At 67.0% G+C, this 14,503-nt stretch carries 17 protein-coding genes; 13 read left to right on the forward strand and 4 right to left on the reverse strand.

All coding sequences use genetic code 11. The annotated features are described in order from the left end of the window. Positions 1-521: 521 nt before the first annotated feature. Positions 522-1,139: a YdeI/OmpD-associated family protein gene (locus CDN99_RS27755; RefSeq protein WP_088388902.1), complete on the forward strand. Its 618-nt coding sequence runs from the start codon at positions 522-524 to the stop codon at positions 1,137-1,139. 28 nt (positions 1,140-1,167) lie between these two features. On the opposite strand, the gene ubiG is transcribed toward CDN99_RS27755, so the two are convergent. Both ubiG and CDN99_RS27765 read right to left on the reverse strand, forming a co-directional pair. After that, positions 1,168-1,872, reverse strand: coding sequence for a bifunctional 2-polyprenyl-6-hydroxyphenol methylase/3-demethylubiquinol 3-O-methyltransferase UbiG (gene ubiG, locus CDN99_RS27760; protein ID WP_088388930.1), 705 nt, complete (start codon positions 1,870-1,872; stop codon positions 1,168-1,170). Positions 1,873-1,895: 23 nt separating this feature from the next. Beyond that, positions 1,896-2,306: a thiol-disulfide oxidoreductase DCC family protein gene (locus tag CDN99_RS27765; protein ID WP_088388904.1), complete on the reverse strand. Its 411-nt coding sequence runs from the start codon at positions 2,304-2,306 to the stop codon at positions 1,896-1,898. Between the two features lie 98 nt (positions 2,307-2,404). Between CDN99_RS27765 and CDN99_RS27770 the strand changes: the two genes are divergently transcribed. Further along, positions 2,405-2,725 carry a metalloregulator ArsR/SmtB family transcription factor gene (locus CDN99_RS27770; protein ID WP_088388906.1) on the forward strand — a complete coding sequence of 107 codons (321 nt, stop codon included), beginning with the start codon at positions 2,405-2,407 and terminating at the stop codon, positions 2,723-2,725. Positions 2,726-2,816: 91 nt separating this feature from the next. On the opposite strand, the gene CDN99_RS27775 is transcribed toward CDN99_RS27770, so the two are convergent. Next, entirely contained in the window at positions 2,817-3,188 is a 372-nt protein-coding gene (locus tag CDN99_RS27775) for a YciI family protein (RefSeq protein WP_088388908.1), read from the reverse strand. A 128-nt stretch (positions 3,189-3,316) separates the two neighbouring features. Beyond that, a complete protein-coding gene (locus CDN99_RS27780) occupies positions 3,317-4,267 on the reverse strand; it encodes an NAD-dependent epimerase/dehydratase family protein (RefSeq protein WP_088388910.1) in 951 nt (316 codons plus the stop codon). Between the two features lie 245 nt (positions 4,268-4,512). Here CDN99_RS27780 and CDN99_RS27785 point away from each other — a divergent pair, with 245 nt between their 5' ends. The 11 genes from CDN99_RS27785 (at position 4,513) to CDN99_RS27830 (ending at position 14,237) form a co-directional block, all read left to right on the forward strand. Further along, entirely contained in the window at positions 4,513-6,639 is a 2,127-nt protein-coding gene (locus CDN99_RS27785; protein WP_088388912.1) for a TonB-dependent siderophore receptor, read from the forward strand. Between the two features lie 253 nt (positions 6,640-6,892). Beyond that, a complete protein-coding gene (locus tag CDN99_RS27790) occupies positions 6,893-7,555 on the forward strand; it encodes a response regulator (RefSeq protein ID WP_088388914.1) in 663 nt (220 codons plus the stop codon). Next, positions 7,552-8,946, forward strand: a complete 1,395-nt coding sequence (locus CDN99_RS27795; RefSeq protein ID WP_088388916.1) for a sensor histidine kinase — start codon at positions 7,552-7,554, stop codon at positions 8,944-8,946. Before CDN99_RS27790 ends, CDN99_RS27795 begins: the two co-directional genes overlap by 4 nt. 193 nt (positions 8,947-9,139) lie before the next feature. Beyond that, positions 9,140-9,976, forward strand: a complete 837-nt coding sequence (locus tag CDN99_RS27800; RefSeq protein WP_158218983.1) for a ChbG/HpnK family deacetylase — start codon at positions 9,140-9,142, stop codon at positions 9,974-9,976. A 122-nt stretch (positions 9,977-10,098) separates the two neighbouring features. Beyond that, positions 10,099-10,473, forward strand: coding sequence for a PepSY domain-containing protein (locus CDN99_RS27805; protein WP_238139741.1), 375 nt, complete (start codon positions 10,099-10,101; stop codon positions 10,471-10,473). Positions 10,474-10,519: 46 nt separating this feature from the next. Beyond that, positions 10,520-11,287, forward strand: a complete 768-nt coding sequence (locus CDN99_RS27810) for a COG4705 family protein (RefSeq protein ID WP_088388920.1) — start codon at positions 10,520-10,522, stop codon at positions 11,285-11,287. Continuing rightward, the gene (locus tag CDN99_RS28845; RefSeq protein ID WP_158218984.1) at positions 11,284-11,436 is read left to right on the forward strand and encodes a hypothetical protein; all 153 of its coding nucleotides are present in this window, start codon (positions 11,284-11,286) and stop codon (positions 11,434-11,436) included. Before CDN99_RS27810 ends, CDN99_RS28845 begins: the two co-directional genes overlap by 4 nt. Continuing rightward, positions 11,433-12,197, forward strand: a complete 765-nt coding sequence (locus CDN99_RS27815; RefSeq protein WP_088388922.1) for a COG4280 domain-containing protein — start codon at positions 11,433-11,435, stop codon at positions 12,195-12,197. Before CDN99_RS28845 ends, CDN99_RS27815 begins: the two co-directional genes overlap by 4 nt. Beyond that, positions 12,194-12,418, forward strand: a complete 225-nt coding sequence (locus CDN99_RS27820; RefSeq protein WP_088388924.1) for a hypothetical protein — start codon at positions 12,194-12,196, stop codon at positions 12,416-12,418. The genes CDN99_RS27815 and CDN99_RS27820 overlap by 4 nt, the downstream gene beginning before the upstream one ends. Before the next feature lie 44 nt (positions 12,419-12,462). Next, complete coding sequence (locus CDN99_RS28550) at positions 12,463-13,410, forward strand: hypothetical protein (protein WP_141101030.1); 948 nt, start codon at positions 12,463-12,465, stop codon at positions 13,408-13,410. 326 nt (positions 13,411-13,736) lie between these two features. Then, the gene (locus tag CDN99_RS27830; RefSeq protein WP_141101031.1) at positions 13,737-14,237 is read left to right on the forward strand and encodes a hypothetical protein; all 501 of its coding nucleotides are present in this window, start codon (positions 13,737-13,739) and stop codon (positions 14,235-14,237) included. The last annotated feature ends 266 nt before the right edge of the window (positions 14,238-14,503 follow it).

Raw genomic sequence — 14,503 nt, forward strand, 5'->3', positions numbered from 1 at the left:
ACGCCGGCCGAATATGCCCGTAGGATCAAGGAGATGGGGCCTGCCTAATGGCCCCGAGACTGGCCGGGACTAGCGCATCGCGTGGCTCGAAGAATCCAAGCGGATCACGTCTGCGCAGCTCCCGATTGACGGCCGACTCGGCGAACTCCGGCATTGGCTCATTCGCGTCATCCATGTCGTCGCCGGACTCCTTCAGTTACCGGGCGTCGTCTCCAGCTGAAGCGCATTGGCGGACGCGGCTACCGTGCCGAGGCCGGTGATGCCGTGATACGCCATGCGCCGGTACTGAGCAATGATGACGGCATCGAGCACCGGACCCTGTTCGGGCGGGGTTTCGAGCGCGAGACCGACTCCCCGAAGGGCTGACGCAGAGCAGGTCCGCCGGCGCCTCGCGGCGCCGGCTTCCGTTCAGGGGCGGCATCGGGCGGGGATCACACGTCCACTGGGCTTGACGTGGTGCTGGCCTCCCATGGCGGTTGAACGCTCTCCCATCTGCAAGGCTCCTGCGGCACACTCGTCAGATGCCCACCGCCAAATCCACCATCCCAGTCGACGCCGCTCCGACCCTGTTCAAGAACGCCAAGGCCTTCGAGACCTGGTTGAAGAAACATCACGCCGCCTCCGACGGCCTCTGGCTCATGATCGCGAAGCGGGGGGCCGATGAACCCAGCGTCACCTACCCGGAGGCGGTGGAGATCGCGCTTTGTTGGGGCTGGATCGACGGCCAGAGGAAGGGGCTCGACGACCAACACTTTCTCCAGCGCTTCACGCCGCGGCGAGCGCGCAGCATCTGGTCGAAGATCAACGTCGACAAGGTCGCCGCGCTCATCGAGGCGGGTCGCATGCAGGCGCCGGGACATGCGCAGATCGAGGCCGCGAAGGCCGACGGACGCTGGGCGCAGGCCTACGACGGCGCGCGCACGTCCGCGGTGCCCGAGGACCTGCTGGCGGCGCTTGAAGCCGAGCCGAAGGCCAAGGCATTCTTCGCGACGATCAATGCCTCCAATCGCTACGCGGTCCTGTGGCGCATACAGACGGCCGTGAAGGCCGAGACGCGCGCCAAGCGCATCGCCCAACTGGTGGAGATGCTGGCGCGTGGCGAGACCCTCCATATCTTCAAGCCTCGCGTCAAGGACTGACGCCGAGGCCTGCGCGCTCCGATGGTCCTCAAGCCTTCTGCATCGCCAGCAAGTAATTCACCCCGGTCCAGCCATGGAGCCTGAAAGTCCTGGTGATCGGCCTGTAGCGCAAGCCCTTCTCATCGCGGAGGACCAGCCCAGCCGCGGCCGCCATCGCCTTCAACTCTGCCGGCTTGATGAACTTGGCGTAGTCGTGCGAGCCGCGCGGCAGCACCTTCAGCACTCGTTCGGCGCCGAAGATCGCGACCAGCCAGCTCAGGGGCGATCGGTTGATGGTGGAGAAGAACACCCAGCCGCCTGGCCTCGTCAGCGCCGAGCAGGCGGCCACGACTTGTGCGGGATCGGGGACGTGCTCCAGCATCTCCATGCAGGTCACCACATCGAAAGTGCCCGCGGCCTCGCGCGCGAGATCCTCGGCGGCGACGTGGCGATAGGCCACGGACGCCTTGCTCTGTGCCGCATGGATCGTGGCGACCTTCAGCCCCTTGTCCGCGAGGTCGATGCCGAGGACGTCGGCGCCGCGGTGCGCCATCGATTCGGACAGGATGCCGCCGCCGCAGCCGACATCCAGGACGCGCTTGTCCCGCAGGGAGACCAGTCGATCGATCCATTCGAGCCGATGCGGATTGATCGCATGCAGGGGCCAGAATTCCGACCCGGCATCCCACCAGCGGGAGGCCAAGGCCTGGAACTTGTCGAGTTCCATGGCGTCAAAGTTGGTGTGCGTGGCCATCTTCATTCCTTGTCTTGATTGAATCACCAACGCCCCTGGCTGCGGTTCCAGCGGTACAGAAGGCGGGCGAAGGCGATGTAGGCCCACGAGGTCAGGGTCCGCACGCCGGGGAGGCTCAGCGGCTTGAGGAGCCAGCCCCATCGCGACTGGAGCGACCATGTCGTCATGAGCGCCGTGGCGCCCACCTGCAGACGGCCCTCGGCGTCGACGAGGTGCAGACGCTCCCGGACGCTTTCCAGATCGAGACCCAGCGCGGCCAGGCGCTCCGGGTTGCGGTGCACGTCCACCCATTCGACGTCGCGCGCGTCGATGCGTGCCCGCATGGCACACACGCCGGCATCGCAAACCGGGCAGGCGCTGTTGTAGTAGACGGTGTGAGGTCGGGCCGCCTCGACGACGACGGGGGGCGCAGATGAGATCGGATCAACGGCCATGCGGACTCCTGAAGTGCGAGTCAGCATACATTAAAATTAGCTAAATGGCTAAATAACTAAATAACGAACCCGGCCGCGACGAGCGCTAAGATCCGACGATGGACAAAGTTTTCGAAGCGCTGGCCTCGACGCCGCGGCGCAAGATCCTGGCCTACCTCTCCGAGACGGAGCTCTCGGCGGGAGACATCGCGAGCCGCTTCGACATGACGAAGCCGTCGCTGTCCAAGCACCTCAAGATCCTGGAGGCCGCCGGCCTGGTGAAGGCCGAGAAGCGCGGCCAGTTCATCTTCTACAGCTTGCAAGGGGACAGCCTGGCCAACACGCTGACCAGCTTCGTCCAGCAGGTCTGCCCGGTCTCCACCAAGCTGCGCAAGGAAAGCAAGGCCATCGCCTCCGCCAAGGCTTCGCGCTCAAGCTGAAGGGGCGTCGACGCGACGACCCGCAGACCAGGGGCGCGGCGCCTCGGAGGGACGGGCGCCGTTGCGTCCTTGACGCAGGCGCCCGAGCTCCTCAGCGGCTCAGGTAGAAGTCCATCGGAATCAGCTCGACGGCCCATCCGCCTTGTTCGCCCAGCGTGGCGGCGGGATGCATGGCGGCGATCTGTTGCGCCTCCTCGGGGCTGTCCGCCTCGATGATGAACAGGCCGCCGACCACTTCCTTCGCCTCGGTGTAAGGCCCGTCGCTGATGTGCGTCTTGCCGCCACGCGGGCGCAGCGTCTTCCATTGGTCCAGATCGCCCAGCGACGCGGAGACCAGGACCTTGCCGGTGGCCTGCATCTTCTCGTCCAGGGCCGGGCATTGGCTGACCAGCGCCTTGACTTCGGCTGGCGTCATCTGAGCAAACTTTTCCGGGGTGAAGTAGGCAAGGCCGAGGTATTTCACGGGAGGTCCTTTCGGGGGGTGATGCAATGACGACGAAGATGAAGATCGGGAATCGACATCCTCCTCGAAAAGAATCCTGTCGCGCGCCTCGTCCAGCGCCGCGCTGTCCAGGAAGGTCCGCGACCCGCCTACCGCGACGGCCCGCCCTCTCGACGAGTGGGCTCGCCGTGGATCAACGCCAAGCCGCGACGATAAGTCGTCACCTCGAAGTCTGGGAAGCGCCGCTTGAACTTCGTGAAGTCGAAGAGGTTGTCGCTCTCGTAGCGCGGCAGCAACTCCCGCAGCTCGCGCACTTGTTTGGAAACGAGGCCGGCGGCCCTCAGTGTCCACTTGCCCAGCACCTTGTACCGGGGGGCCGTGCCGAAGACCTCGGCGGCCAGTGCCACGAACTGCCGGTAGGTGAGGCGCTCGTCGTCGCAGGGCAGGTGCCAGGTCTGTCCATACGCATCCGGCGCGTTGCCCAGGGCCGCAAGCGCGCGGCTGGCGTCAGGCGTCCAGATCAGCGTGCGGCGCGTGTCGTCGCGCACCGGCACGCGAGGCACCTTGCCTGCCTTGAGGTTGTCGATGACCAACGTGTTCGTGATGCTCTGCGTCTTGTCTGGCCCATAGAACTCCGGCGCGCGGCCAATCACGGCGGGGATCTCGCCCCGCGCCATTTCGTCCAGCACCATGGAGGCCATCGTCGCCCGCACGCGCCCCTTGCGGCCGACCGGATCGAACGGGGTGTCCTCGGTCAGCACGCGGCCGTCCTGCGGGTACATGTAGGTGTTGTCGAAGTAGACGAACCGGGCGCCCGCGGCCCGGGTGGCGTCGAGCGCGTTCTTCAGCATGATCGGGAACTGCGCCTCCCACATCGCCGTGTCGGGCGGCAGCCCCGCCGTGAAGTAAACGATGTCGCTGCCCTGGACCGCTTCGATCGTTTGAGCGGCGTCGAGCAGGTCCGCTGGCACCAGCGTGTCGGTGATGTTGACCTTGCGCGGGTGGCGGCTCACCAGGCGCAGATCGCTCGTGTAGGCGCGCCGCAGCTCCCGCGCAAGTTCCACGGCGATCTGGCCGGTGGCGCCCAGGATGGTTTGCATGTCGGTTCCTCAAGTCGAGTGGGGAAGGTGGGGTCATGCGCTGGCAATGGAAGAGGGAGTAGAGCGCATTCGGCGATCGCCGGCGCATATCCCGGCGCCTAACCCGAATCCCCCGCGCGTCTTCGCATATCGATACGCCGAAAGGTTTTTCGCGCTGGGCGGAGCCTGTCCCTAGAGTCCGACGTGAGCCGCGCCATGCCCCTGGGCATCGGCGCGGTGACTTCTTTTCATCACGTTGGAACCCCATGCAAACAAACTTGAAGGCCGTCGGCGCGGCGATCGCGGCCTTGCTGTCGAGTGCGACCTACGCCCAAAACCAGAACGGCGCGACGCTCGCCCAGAACGATGTCGACCGGGCGCCCAGCGTCGCGCTGTCGACCGTCACGGTGCAGGGCTCGCGCATCAAGCAACTGCCGGTGAGCGCCGGCGCGCTCGGCGCGCGATCCGATCTGGAGACGCCGTTCTCCACGCGCCAGGTCGACGCCGAGGACCTGGAGAACCGCCAGGTCAAGTCGCTCGGCAAGATCTTCGCGAACGACCCGGCCGTGATGTCGCTGGGCGATACGTACTCCTTCAACGCGTACTCGATCAACGTGCGCGGCATTCCGCTCGACGACTACAACGGCTACAAGATCAACGGCCTGCCGTTCTTCATGACCACGGTCGAGCTGCCGGTCGAGACCTTCGAGTCGGTGCAGTTGCTCAAGGGCGCGTCGGGCTTCATGTACGGCTTCGGCGCGCCGGGCGGCATCATCAACTTCGTCACCAAGAAGCCCACCGACAAGCCGCTGCTCGCGCTGGACGTCGGCTACCGCTCCGACGGCGTGTTCAGCGAGCACGTCGATGCCGGCGGTCGCGTGGACGACGGCCGCTACGGCTACCGCCTCAACCTGACGCACGAGCAGGGCGAGACCTACAACGGCGCCGACGTGCTGCGCAACTCGGCGTCGCTGTCGCTGGACGCGCGGCTCGCGCCGTCGCTGACCTGGACGGCCGACGCGATCTACCAGTCGCGCCGCGTCAAGGGCGGCGTGCAGGACTTCTTCGTCGACGACTTCGTCGGCGCCGCGATTCCCCAGGCGCCGAGCGGTCGCAAGCACCTGTCGGCCCATGAGAACACCTTCTTCAACTCGAATGTCTTCTTCGTGTCCACCGGCCTGCAATGGAAGATCGATCCGGCGTGGAGCGCGAAGATCGACGTCAGCCGCAGCCAGGATCGGCGCCGTTATTCGGGCCAGTGGATGGGCCTGCTGAACGAGGCCGGCGACTACACCGTCTACCTCAACAAGGCGCAAGGCGCCGCGACCTACGAGCAGGCGCAGGCGCTGATCGAAGGCAGCTTCGCCACCGGCGGCCTGCAGCACCAGGTGACCGTGGGGCTGGCGTGGCAGGGCTTGAACAAGCAGACCGTGCCGAAGTCGCTGTACACGCCGATCGGCACGCAGAACCTGTACACCCCCGTCACGCCGCTGACGTGGAGCGGCAGCTACGACGACTCGCTGCAGTATCACAACTACCACTCGGCCCAGCGCGCGGTCTTCGCCAGCGATACCTTGCAGTTCAGCGAGGCCTGGTCGCTGCTCGCGGGCCTGCGTTACTCGGACTACGGACAGACGTCTTACACCACGACCGGCGCGGTCTCCAACGCGTACAAGAAGACGCCGGTGTCGCCGACGTTGGCGCTGATGTACCGCCCGCGCCCCGACACGCTGGTCTACGCCAGCTACGTCGAGGCGCTGGAGCAAGGCAGCACCGTCGGCACCACCTACGCCAACGCGGACGAGGTGCTGGCGCCGATCAAGAGCAGGCAGTACGAGCTGGGCGTGAAGCACGACGGCCGGCGCTGGGGCGCGACGGCCTCGGTGTTCCAGATCGAGCACGGCGCCGAGTACGCCAACGCGCGGAACTACTACGTGTCCGACGGTCAGGTGCGGTTGCGCGGGGTCGAGGCCAACGGCCACGTGGACCTGCCCGTCGGCGTGCGCCTGGACGGCGGCCTGGCATGGACGGCCGGTACCTACCGGGAGACCGACGCCAGCCTGGTCGGCAACCGCGTCGAAGGCATCCCGAAATGGCAGGCCTCGCTGGGCGTCAGCGGCGCGTTGCCCGGCGTCGACGGCTTGAGCGCCAACGCGGAGCTGCACTACGACAAGCGCCTCACGCTCGACGCCAACAACCGCTACGAGCTGCCGGGGTACTCGCTGGTCAATCTCGGCCTGAGCTACCGCACGCGCCTGGCGGATCACCCGGTGACGCTGCGCGCCGGTGTCGACAACGTGTTCAACCGCGGGTATTGGGGCTTCCTGCAGTCTGGCTACATCTTCGCCGGCACGCCCCGCACGGTGGGCTTGAACGCGAAGATCGAGCTGTGAGGCGCTGAGCGAGCCGCGGGAGCCGCCATCGCCGTGGGCGAGCAGCGACTCGAAAGGCCGGCGCGGGCGCGCCGGTCCCGATGCTGAAGCGTGCCGACTTAAGGCAGAGTTAAGCGCCGGGCGGTCAACATGCGCCGCCTCCGCCGCGCCGGTCCATGTGCGCCGCCTCGCGTTCGTCGGCGTGTCCGGATCCCACGGCCGCGCGCGGCGGGGTTGCGTCCGGACGGCGGCGCGGCGAACGAAGGACACGGCCATGCGACTCCTGCTCATCGAAGACGACGACATGATCGGCAGCGCCGTCCGGCAGGGGCTGGCGCGGGCCGGTTTCGCGGTGGACTGGGTCGTCGACGCGCGCGACGCGCAGCTGTCGTTGTCCACCGGCGTCTACGACCTCGCCATCCTGGACCTCGGCCTGCCCCGCGGCGACGGGATGGATCTGCTCAAGGACCTGCGCCGGTCGGGCGACGCGATGCCGGTGCTGATCGCCTCCGCCCGCGACACGGTCAAGGACCGCATCGCGGGGCTGGAAGCCGGCGCCGACGACTACGTCCTCAAGCCCTTCGACCTGGACGAACTCGTGGCTCGCGTGCGCGCGCTGCTGCGCCGCCACGCGGGCAGCGGCAGCCCCGTGCTGCGGCACGGCGAGCTGTCGCTGGACCCCGTGCGCAAGGAGGTGGTTCAGGCGGGGCAGCCGGTCGAGCTGTCCGCGCGTGAATTCGCGGTGCTGGAGGCGCTGATGCACAAGCCCGGCGCCGTGCTGTCGCGTGAGCGGCTGGAGGAGGCCGTCTACGGATGGGGCCAGGAGGTGGCCAGCAATGCCATCGAAGTGCACCTGCACAACCTGCGCCGCAAGCTCGGCAGCGCCGCCATCAAGAACGTCAGGGGCCTGGGATACCGCATCGGCGGCGAGTCATGAGATCGATCGAGCGCCAGTTGCTGGCCTGGGTCTTCGGGACGCTGCTGCTGGGTGCGGTCCCGATGGCCGCGACGATGTACGTCGTCACGCTGGACGAGATGAACGAGGTCTTCGACCGCGATCTGAAGAACGTGGCGGCGGGCGTGGCGCGATATCAGCAAGACCGGCCGACGACCCTGACATCCCGCGCGGCGGTGCCCATCGACCGGCATGACGAGCCGGACGACGCCGAGATCGCGACCTTCACCTGGGACACCGCGGGCCGGCTGACCTACGCGTCCGATCCGCGGGTGCCGATCACCTTCACGCCGCGGGCGGGGCTCTCGCATCCGCGCATCGGCGGCGAGGCATGGACGGTGTACACCGTCGTGCACGACCAGGGCATCGTGCAGGCCGCGCAGCGGCGATCCGCGCGCCACGAGATGGCCGGCGAGTCGGCCGCGAAGATGCTGCCCGTGCTCGTCGCGCTGGCGCTGGTCGTGGGCGGCCTGCTGGTCTTCGGCCTGCGACGCGGCCTGCGACCGCTGGATGTCGCGGCCAGGGACGTCGCCGGCCGCAGTGTGCGCGCCCTCGAAGCCATCGACACCGCGTCGGTGCCCGTCGAGCTGCGCCCGATGGTGCGGGCGATCAACAGCCTCATGGCCAAGCTGGACCGGGCGTTCTCGATGCAGCGGCAATTCGTCGCGGACGCGGCGCATGAGCTGCGCACGCCGATCGCGGCGCTGCGGTTGCAGCTCCATCTGCTGGAGCAGAGTCGCTCGGAGCCCGAGCGGCACACCGCCACCGCGGCGCTCAAGCAGGGCGTCGCGCGTGCGCAGCGGCTGATCGAGCAACTGCTGGCCATCGCCCGCACCGATCCTGTCGGCAATCCCGAGCCGCTGCGGCGCCTGGCCCTGTGCGACCTCGTGCGCGCGGTCGTCGAGCCCCGCGTGGCGCGGGCCGAGGCGCGGGGCATCGACCTGGGCGTGGAGCTGCCGGCCCACGCGCCGGATCGAGGCGCGCCGGCGTCTGGCGTGATCGAGGTTCTGGGAGATACGGAGCAGCTCGCCATGCTGCTGGAGAACCTGATCGAGAACGCCTTGCGCTTCACGCCGCGGGGCGGGGTGGTGGACGTCGGCGTGGCGATCGGCGCGGGCGGCCCGATCCTGTTCGTGCGGGACACCGGGCCGGGCATCTCCGCCGAGGACCGACCGCGTGTCTTCGACCGCTTCTTCCGGCGCGACCAGGCCGAGGCCGAGCCGCGGGAGAACATCGGCAGCGGCCTGGGCCTGGCCATCGTGCAAACCATCGCGGAGCGCCATGGGGCGACGGTGCGGTTGCTCGACCGCTCGACCGGACCCGGCCTGGACGTGCGCGTGGAGTTTCCGCCGGTCGAGCCGGTGCGTGCCTAGGGAAAGTCTGCATCACTTTTCGCGGCCACCGCGGGGGCGACGTGGACCTTCCTTAAGGTTTCGATAAGGTCAATGTTCTGATACTGCCAGGCATGTCAGAGGCCCGACCCATCGCGCGTGCCATCGGCGTCGAGGCCGCCGGCGGCGTGCCGTCGCCGGATGCCCTGAGGGTGCGGTATCGGAGGCGCTGGCCGTGAAGCGCGAACGATCCATCTGTCTCTGCCTGGACGACTTCGGCCTGCATGAGGGCATCAACGAGGCCGCGCTGGCGTTGCGGCGCGACGGACGCGTCCATGCCTTGTCCTGCCTGGTGACGGGGGCTGCGTGGCAAAGCGGCGCGACGAGCCTGCGCAGGGATTCCGCCGGCCCGATCGACGTCGGCCTGCACCTGGACCTGACGCAGCGCCCGTTGACATCGGCGCCGGACAGCTGGGCGGCACTCTGGATGCGCGGATCGTTCGACCGGCTGTCGGCGTCGGCGCTTCGCGCGGAAATCGACGCGCAATTCGACCTGTTCGAGCGCCATCTGGGGCGGCGGCCCGACTTCGTCGACGGGCATCAGCATGTCCACCAGTTTCCTCAGGTCCGCGATGCGCTGGTGGACGTGCTGATCCAGCGCTACCCCTATCACCGGCCCTGGGTCCGGTCGACCCGCGCGGCCGGTTGGCGCTTCAAGTCCCTGGTCATCGGCCGCCTGGGCAGTCGCATGCTCACCACCGAGGCCGACTTGCTGGCCTTCCCTCACAACCGACGGCTGCTCGGTGTCTACGACTTCGCCGGAGGCGCCGGACGCTACGAGGCGCTGCTGTCGAGCTGGTTCCGGCTGGCCGAGCAGGGCGACCTGCTGATGTGCCATGCCAGCACGCGCGCCATTCCCGGCGATCCGATCGCGCAGGCGCGGCTGGACGAGTACGAGGTGCTGTCGGGCGGCCGATTCGACGGGCATGCGAGGTCCCACGCGATCAAGCTGGAATCGATGACGCGCATCCTCGACGAAGCGCGCTTCGCCGCGACGCGGAGCCTGCGCTGAATGCCGGCCGCCGAGTCTCGATCGCGGTCGCGTGTGGGAGATTCGCGCGGTGTTCAGTCGGAGCTAAGTCTTGCCCTTCTAGGCTCGCGCCCAGCGCAACGTCTGCGCGCAAGGAGCGACCCATGAAGGCATTGAATCGATACGTGAAGTACGGCGTCGTCGCCGTGGCGGTTTCCGCGGGTGCCATCGGCGCCGGGGCCTGGGCGGCACGGGAGGACGGCGGGCCGCGTGCCGGCGGCAAGGAGGAGAACGACGCCCTCGGCGTGGTCCAGGCCAAGGTCTCGCTGACGCAGGCGGTGGCGATCGCCGAGCAGCACTTCGGCGGCAAGGCCAGCCGTGCCGAGTATGAGCGCACCCGGCAGGGCGTCGCCTACGACATCGAGGTCGTGACCGGCGACAAGGTCTTTGATGTCCGCGTCGACGCGGACAAGGGCGCGATCCTGTCCTCGGCGCCGGACGGTCGTGACGGCAAGGAGGATCGGGACGAGAAGGATTGAGCCGGCCCGGTCCGCCCGCATCACGACATCACCTGAGAGAACGCTCATGACACGACCGTCCACGACCTCCCTGGTCCATTGGGACAACAAGGTGCCCGAGATCGCGCTGTCGTTCTGGATCATCAAGATCCTGTCCACGACGGTGGGCGAGACCGCGGCGGACTATCTCGCCGTCGACGCTGGCTGGGGCCTCGGTCCCACCACCGTCTTCACGGCCGGCCTGCTGCTGGCGGCGCTGGTCCTGCAGGTGCGGCAGGCCCGCTACGTGCCGTGGATCTACTGGCTGAGCGTGGTGCTGGTGAGCATCGTCGGCACGCAGATCACCGATCTGTTGACGGACCGCGCGGGCGTGAGCCTGCAGGCCTCGTCGGCGGCGTTCTCGGTGGCGTTGGCGGTGATCTTCGCGGTGTGGTGGCGTGTCGAGCGGACCCTCTCGATCCACGCGATCGTGACGCGACGCCGCGAGCTGTTCTATTGGGCGGCGATCCTGTGCACCTTCGCGCTGGGCACGGCGGTCGGGGATCTCGCGACCGAGGCGCTGGGGCTGGGATTCGTGCAAGGCTCGCTGGCCTTCGGCGCGCTGATCGCGTTGACCTTCGGCATCTGGCGCCTGGGCGGCAACGCCGTGCTGACGTTCTGGATCGCCTACATCCTCACCCGGCCCTTCGGCGCGGCCGTGGGCGATCTGCTGACGCAGGAGCGCGTCAACGGCGGCCTGGGCATTGGCACGGCCTGGATCTCCGCGGCGTTCCTGGCGATGATCGTGTCGTTGGTCGCCGTCGCCCAGCGTCGGGTAACCCGAGACGCGACGTGATCGACGTGATCGATGTGAATGACGTGATCGACGTGAATGACGTGAATGACCGCGGCAGGCCGTCGGTCGATGCCGATGCCGATGCCGATGCTGGCGTGTGCTCGGGCTCGGGCTCGGCGTCGGCGTTGCCCAGCAGGAACAGCCCATGACCTTACTTGCCAGCGCGTTGCCCGCGGTGGGCGCCGCCTTCGCGGCCTCGCTCGTCGAGGTGGTGGAGGCCTTCACCATCGTGCTCGCCGTCGGCAGCACGCGCGGCTGGCGCGCGGCATGGGTCGGCACGGTGGCGGCGCTGGTGCTGCTTGGCGGCACGGTGGCGCTCGTGGGGCCGGCGCTGCTGCGGGTGCCCATCCACACGCTGCAACTGGTGGTCGGCATCCTGCTGCTGCTCTTCGGCCTGGGATGGCTGCGCAAGGCCATCCTGCGCGCCGGTGGCGTGCTGGCGCTGCGTGACGAGGCCGCGCTCTACAGCCGCGCCACGCGGGAGCTGGCGGACGGGCAGGGCGGCCCCGTGACGACGCGGGCCGCGCTCGACTGGATTGGCGTGATCACCGTCTTCAAGGCGGTGCTGCTCGAAGGCATGGAGGTCGCATTCACCGTGCTGGCGGTGGGGGCCGGCCACGGCCTGATCCTGGAAGCGTCGCTCGGTGCGGCCGCGGCCTGCGTGCTGGTCCTGGCGATCGGCATGGCGCTGCGGCAACCGCTGGCGCGGGTGCCGGAGAACGGATTGAAATTCGGCGTCGGCATCCTGCTGACCGCGTTCGGCGTGTTCTGGACCGGGGAAGGCATCGGCCTGTCCTGGCCTGGCGCGGAGTGGTCGCTGCTGGCGTTGATCGGGCTTTTCGCGGCGGTCGGTCTCGGCACGGCGTGGTTGATCACTCGGTCGCGCTCATCGCTGCGGGAGGCGTCATGACCATCGTGCTGGAAGTCGTCAAGGAGCTGTTCGCCATGTTCTGGGCCGATGCGGGCCTGTGCATCGGGAGCCTCGTGGTGGTGGCGATCGCGGGATTGGGGTTTCGGCTGGGGTGGTTGGATGGGACGAGTGCGGCGGTGGTGCTGGTCGGAGGTATCGTCGCCGTGCTGTTGGGGAATGTCTGGCGGGCGAAGGTGAGGGCGGGTAGGCGGCTCAAGTGAGGTGGCCTGCTTCGCAGGAGTCAGCGCGCAGCGCGGCATGGAACATGAACAGCAAGATTCTTCTCGGCTCAAGTGCATTGGCGTTGGTTCTCTTCTGCGTCGCGTTCTATTCCGTGGGTGGCGACGAGGCGCCAATACCCGCATCCGGATCCGGATCCGAAACATCTGGGGCTGCGACGCCTGCGGCTTCTCGGCCATCTTCCGTCGAGGCTATCGCGACGAGAACGGAGCCCGAGGTCGCCGCATCCGATCGAGGAACCGACATCAAATGGGCTCGCGCACTTCGCAATACGCGGAGAGATAGCCTGCAGTTGACTGCTCAACGGGCGGCGCTGACCGGCAAGTTGTCCGACCTTGTCGCGCTGCGTGTTGTCGAACGGCGTTGTTTTGACTTTCAGTTTGGCGTCGAGGTATTTCCTCAGCGAGGGGTGACGTTGACGCCAAAGCAGTTGGAGCATTTCGCCTCCCGAGCACCCGATTGCCTGCGGGCGGGAACGCCCACGTCGAGCAGCATCGCGCTGAAGGATCGCGAAGGGATGGGCGACGCCGCTGACGATCTGCTGCTTTCGGCCGGAAGTACTTTCATGAAGAACGACCCCAGACGGGAGATCGTCAGCGCGGCTCTCCTTGAGGCAGGGTCCATCGAGCTGCTGGACGCTGCCTCGACTTCAAACTTCACCATCCTCGATGCTTATCGAGCAGGGCTGTCAAAGGGCGAGTGGCCATTGATCGACGAGCAACTGATGGACATCGCCATCAAGGTCCAAGCCTGCACGGCGCGGGGCGACTGCGACTTGGTCGCCATGGATCGGATGGAATGCGCGTTGTGGCGTTCCTGCGTTTCCAATCTGGCGGACCTTCCCAGCCAGAAGGTCTTCGTTCCGGCCGAGCACCGAATCTGGCCATTCCACGACCCCAGTCTGTCGATCGAAACGCTTCAGGCGCGGTGGGCGGCGATTCAATCGTTCGTGGCGAGTCGTTTTCGACCTTGAGCTTGGCGAGGGCTGACCTCATGGGTCAGCCGCGTACCCGCCGGATCAGTCCGTCCACCATCTGCCGCGAAGTCATTCGCGGCTACCGCTGGGTACTTGAATTCTTGTCCGTATCGATCCAACTCGTTCTCTCATCTACGCCCCCGTTTATGAATCTATCGGGCGACAGGTAATTTGACGCGGGGGGAACGAGTGCGGCGGTGGTGCTGGTCGGAGGTATCGTCGCGGTGCTGTTGGGGAACGTCTGGCGGGCAAAGGTGAAGGCGGACCTGCGCTAGATATTCGATTCAGAAGCGCAGACACCGTGGACTCTCATGGGTAGACAGTTGAGCATCTTGGCGACCGACCTTGATCTGAAGCATCTTCAGCGAGCCTTGCTGGATCACGGCGACATCGCTCTGTTCTCGGACGTTCCCGGAAGTGATCTGCGATCACTGGCGCCACTGGATGCGCTGGAGATCCCCGCCGGAGAAATGGGAGCCCGATCGTTGATTTGCTATCTCGTGCCCAGATCATTGGAGCAACAGATCTACGTTGCTCAGCTGAGCGACGTGAAGTTTGACGTCGATCTACGTCGTTCCCTCGTGATTGAACTGTGGCGACCGTACTTCAAGGACAGCGCCATGCGACGGGGGCGCTTCTTCTACGAAGATCGACGCCTGTTGAGCGAGAACGGTGCGCTCAAGAGCGAGCCGTTCAGCGCCTGGGCGGAGCGGGTCTTCAGGCATTTGCGGAAGCACCTCAAATACGACCGCTCCAAATTGGCTTATGTCGGCGACGACGCGGGCGAGAAGCTTCGGCTTGGCCATTTGACGGTGATCAACTGAACGTTCCCGTCCGGCGTGGGTCAAGCAGATGGGGTGAGCGGGCGGCAGAGCCAGGCAAGGTGACTGATGAAGATGAACAGCGTGGCAATTGGTGATCCTTCGGTCTTCGCCGTGGAGATCAGTCCATGGACGACCGACGGCGAAACCTGCTCGGCGGTCGGGGTGTGTCAGAAATTCTGTGTTTGAGGCGCTTCTACGAGGCTACGAGCCGGTCCTGGTGAATCGGTCTGCGTAGAGGATGGCGAATTGGTTCATTGCCTCTCGCC

The sequence above is a fragment of the Roseateles aquatilis genome (assembly GCF_002205645.1).
GTDB lineage: Bacteria > Pseudomonadota > Gammaproteobacteria > Burkholderiales > Burkholderiaceae_C > Roseateles > Roseateles aquatilis.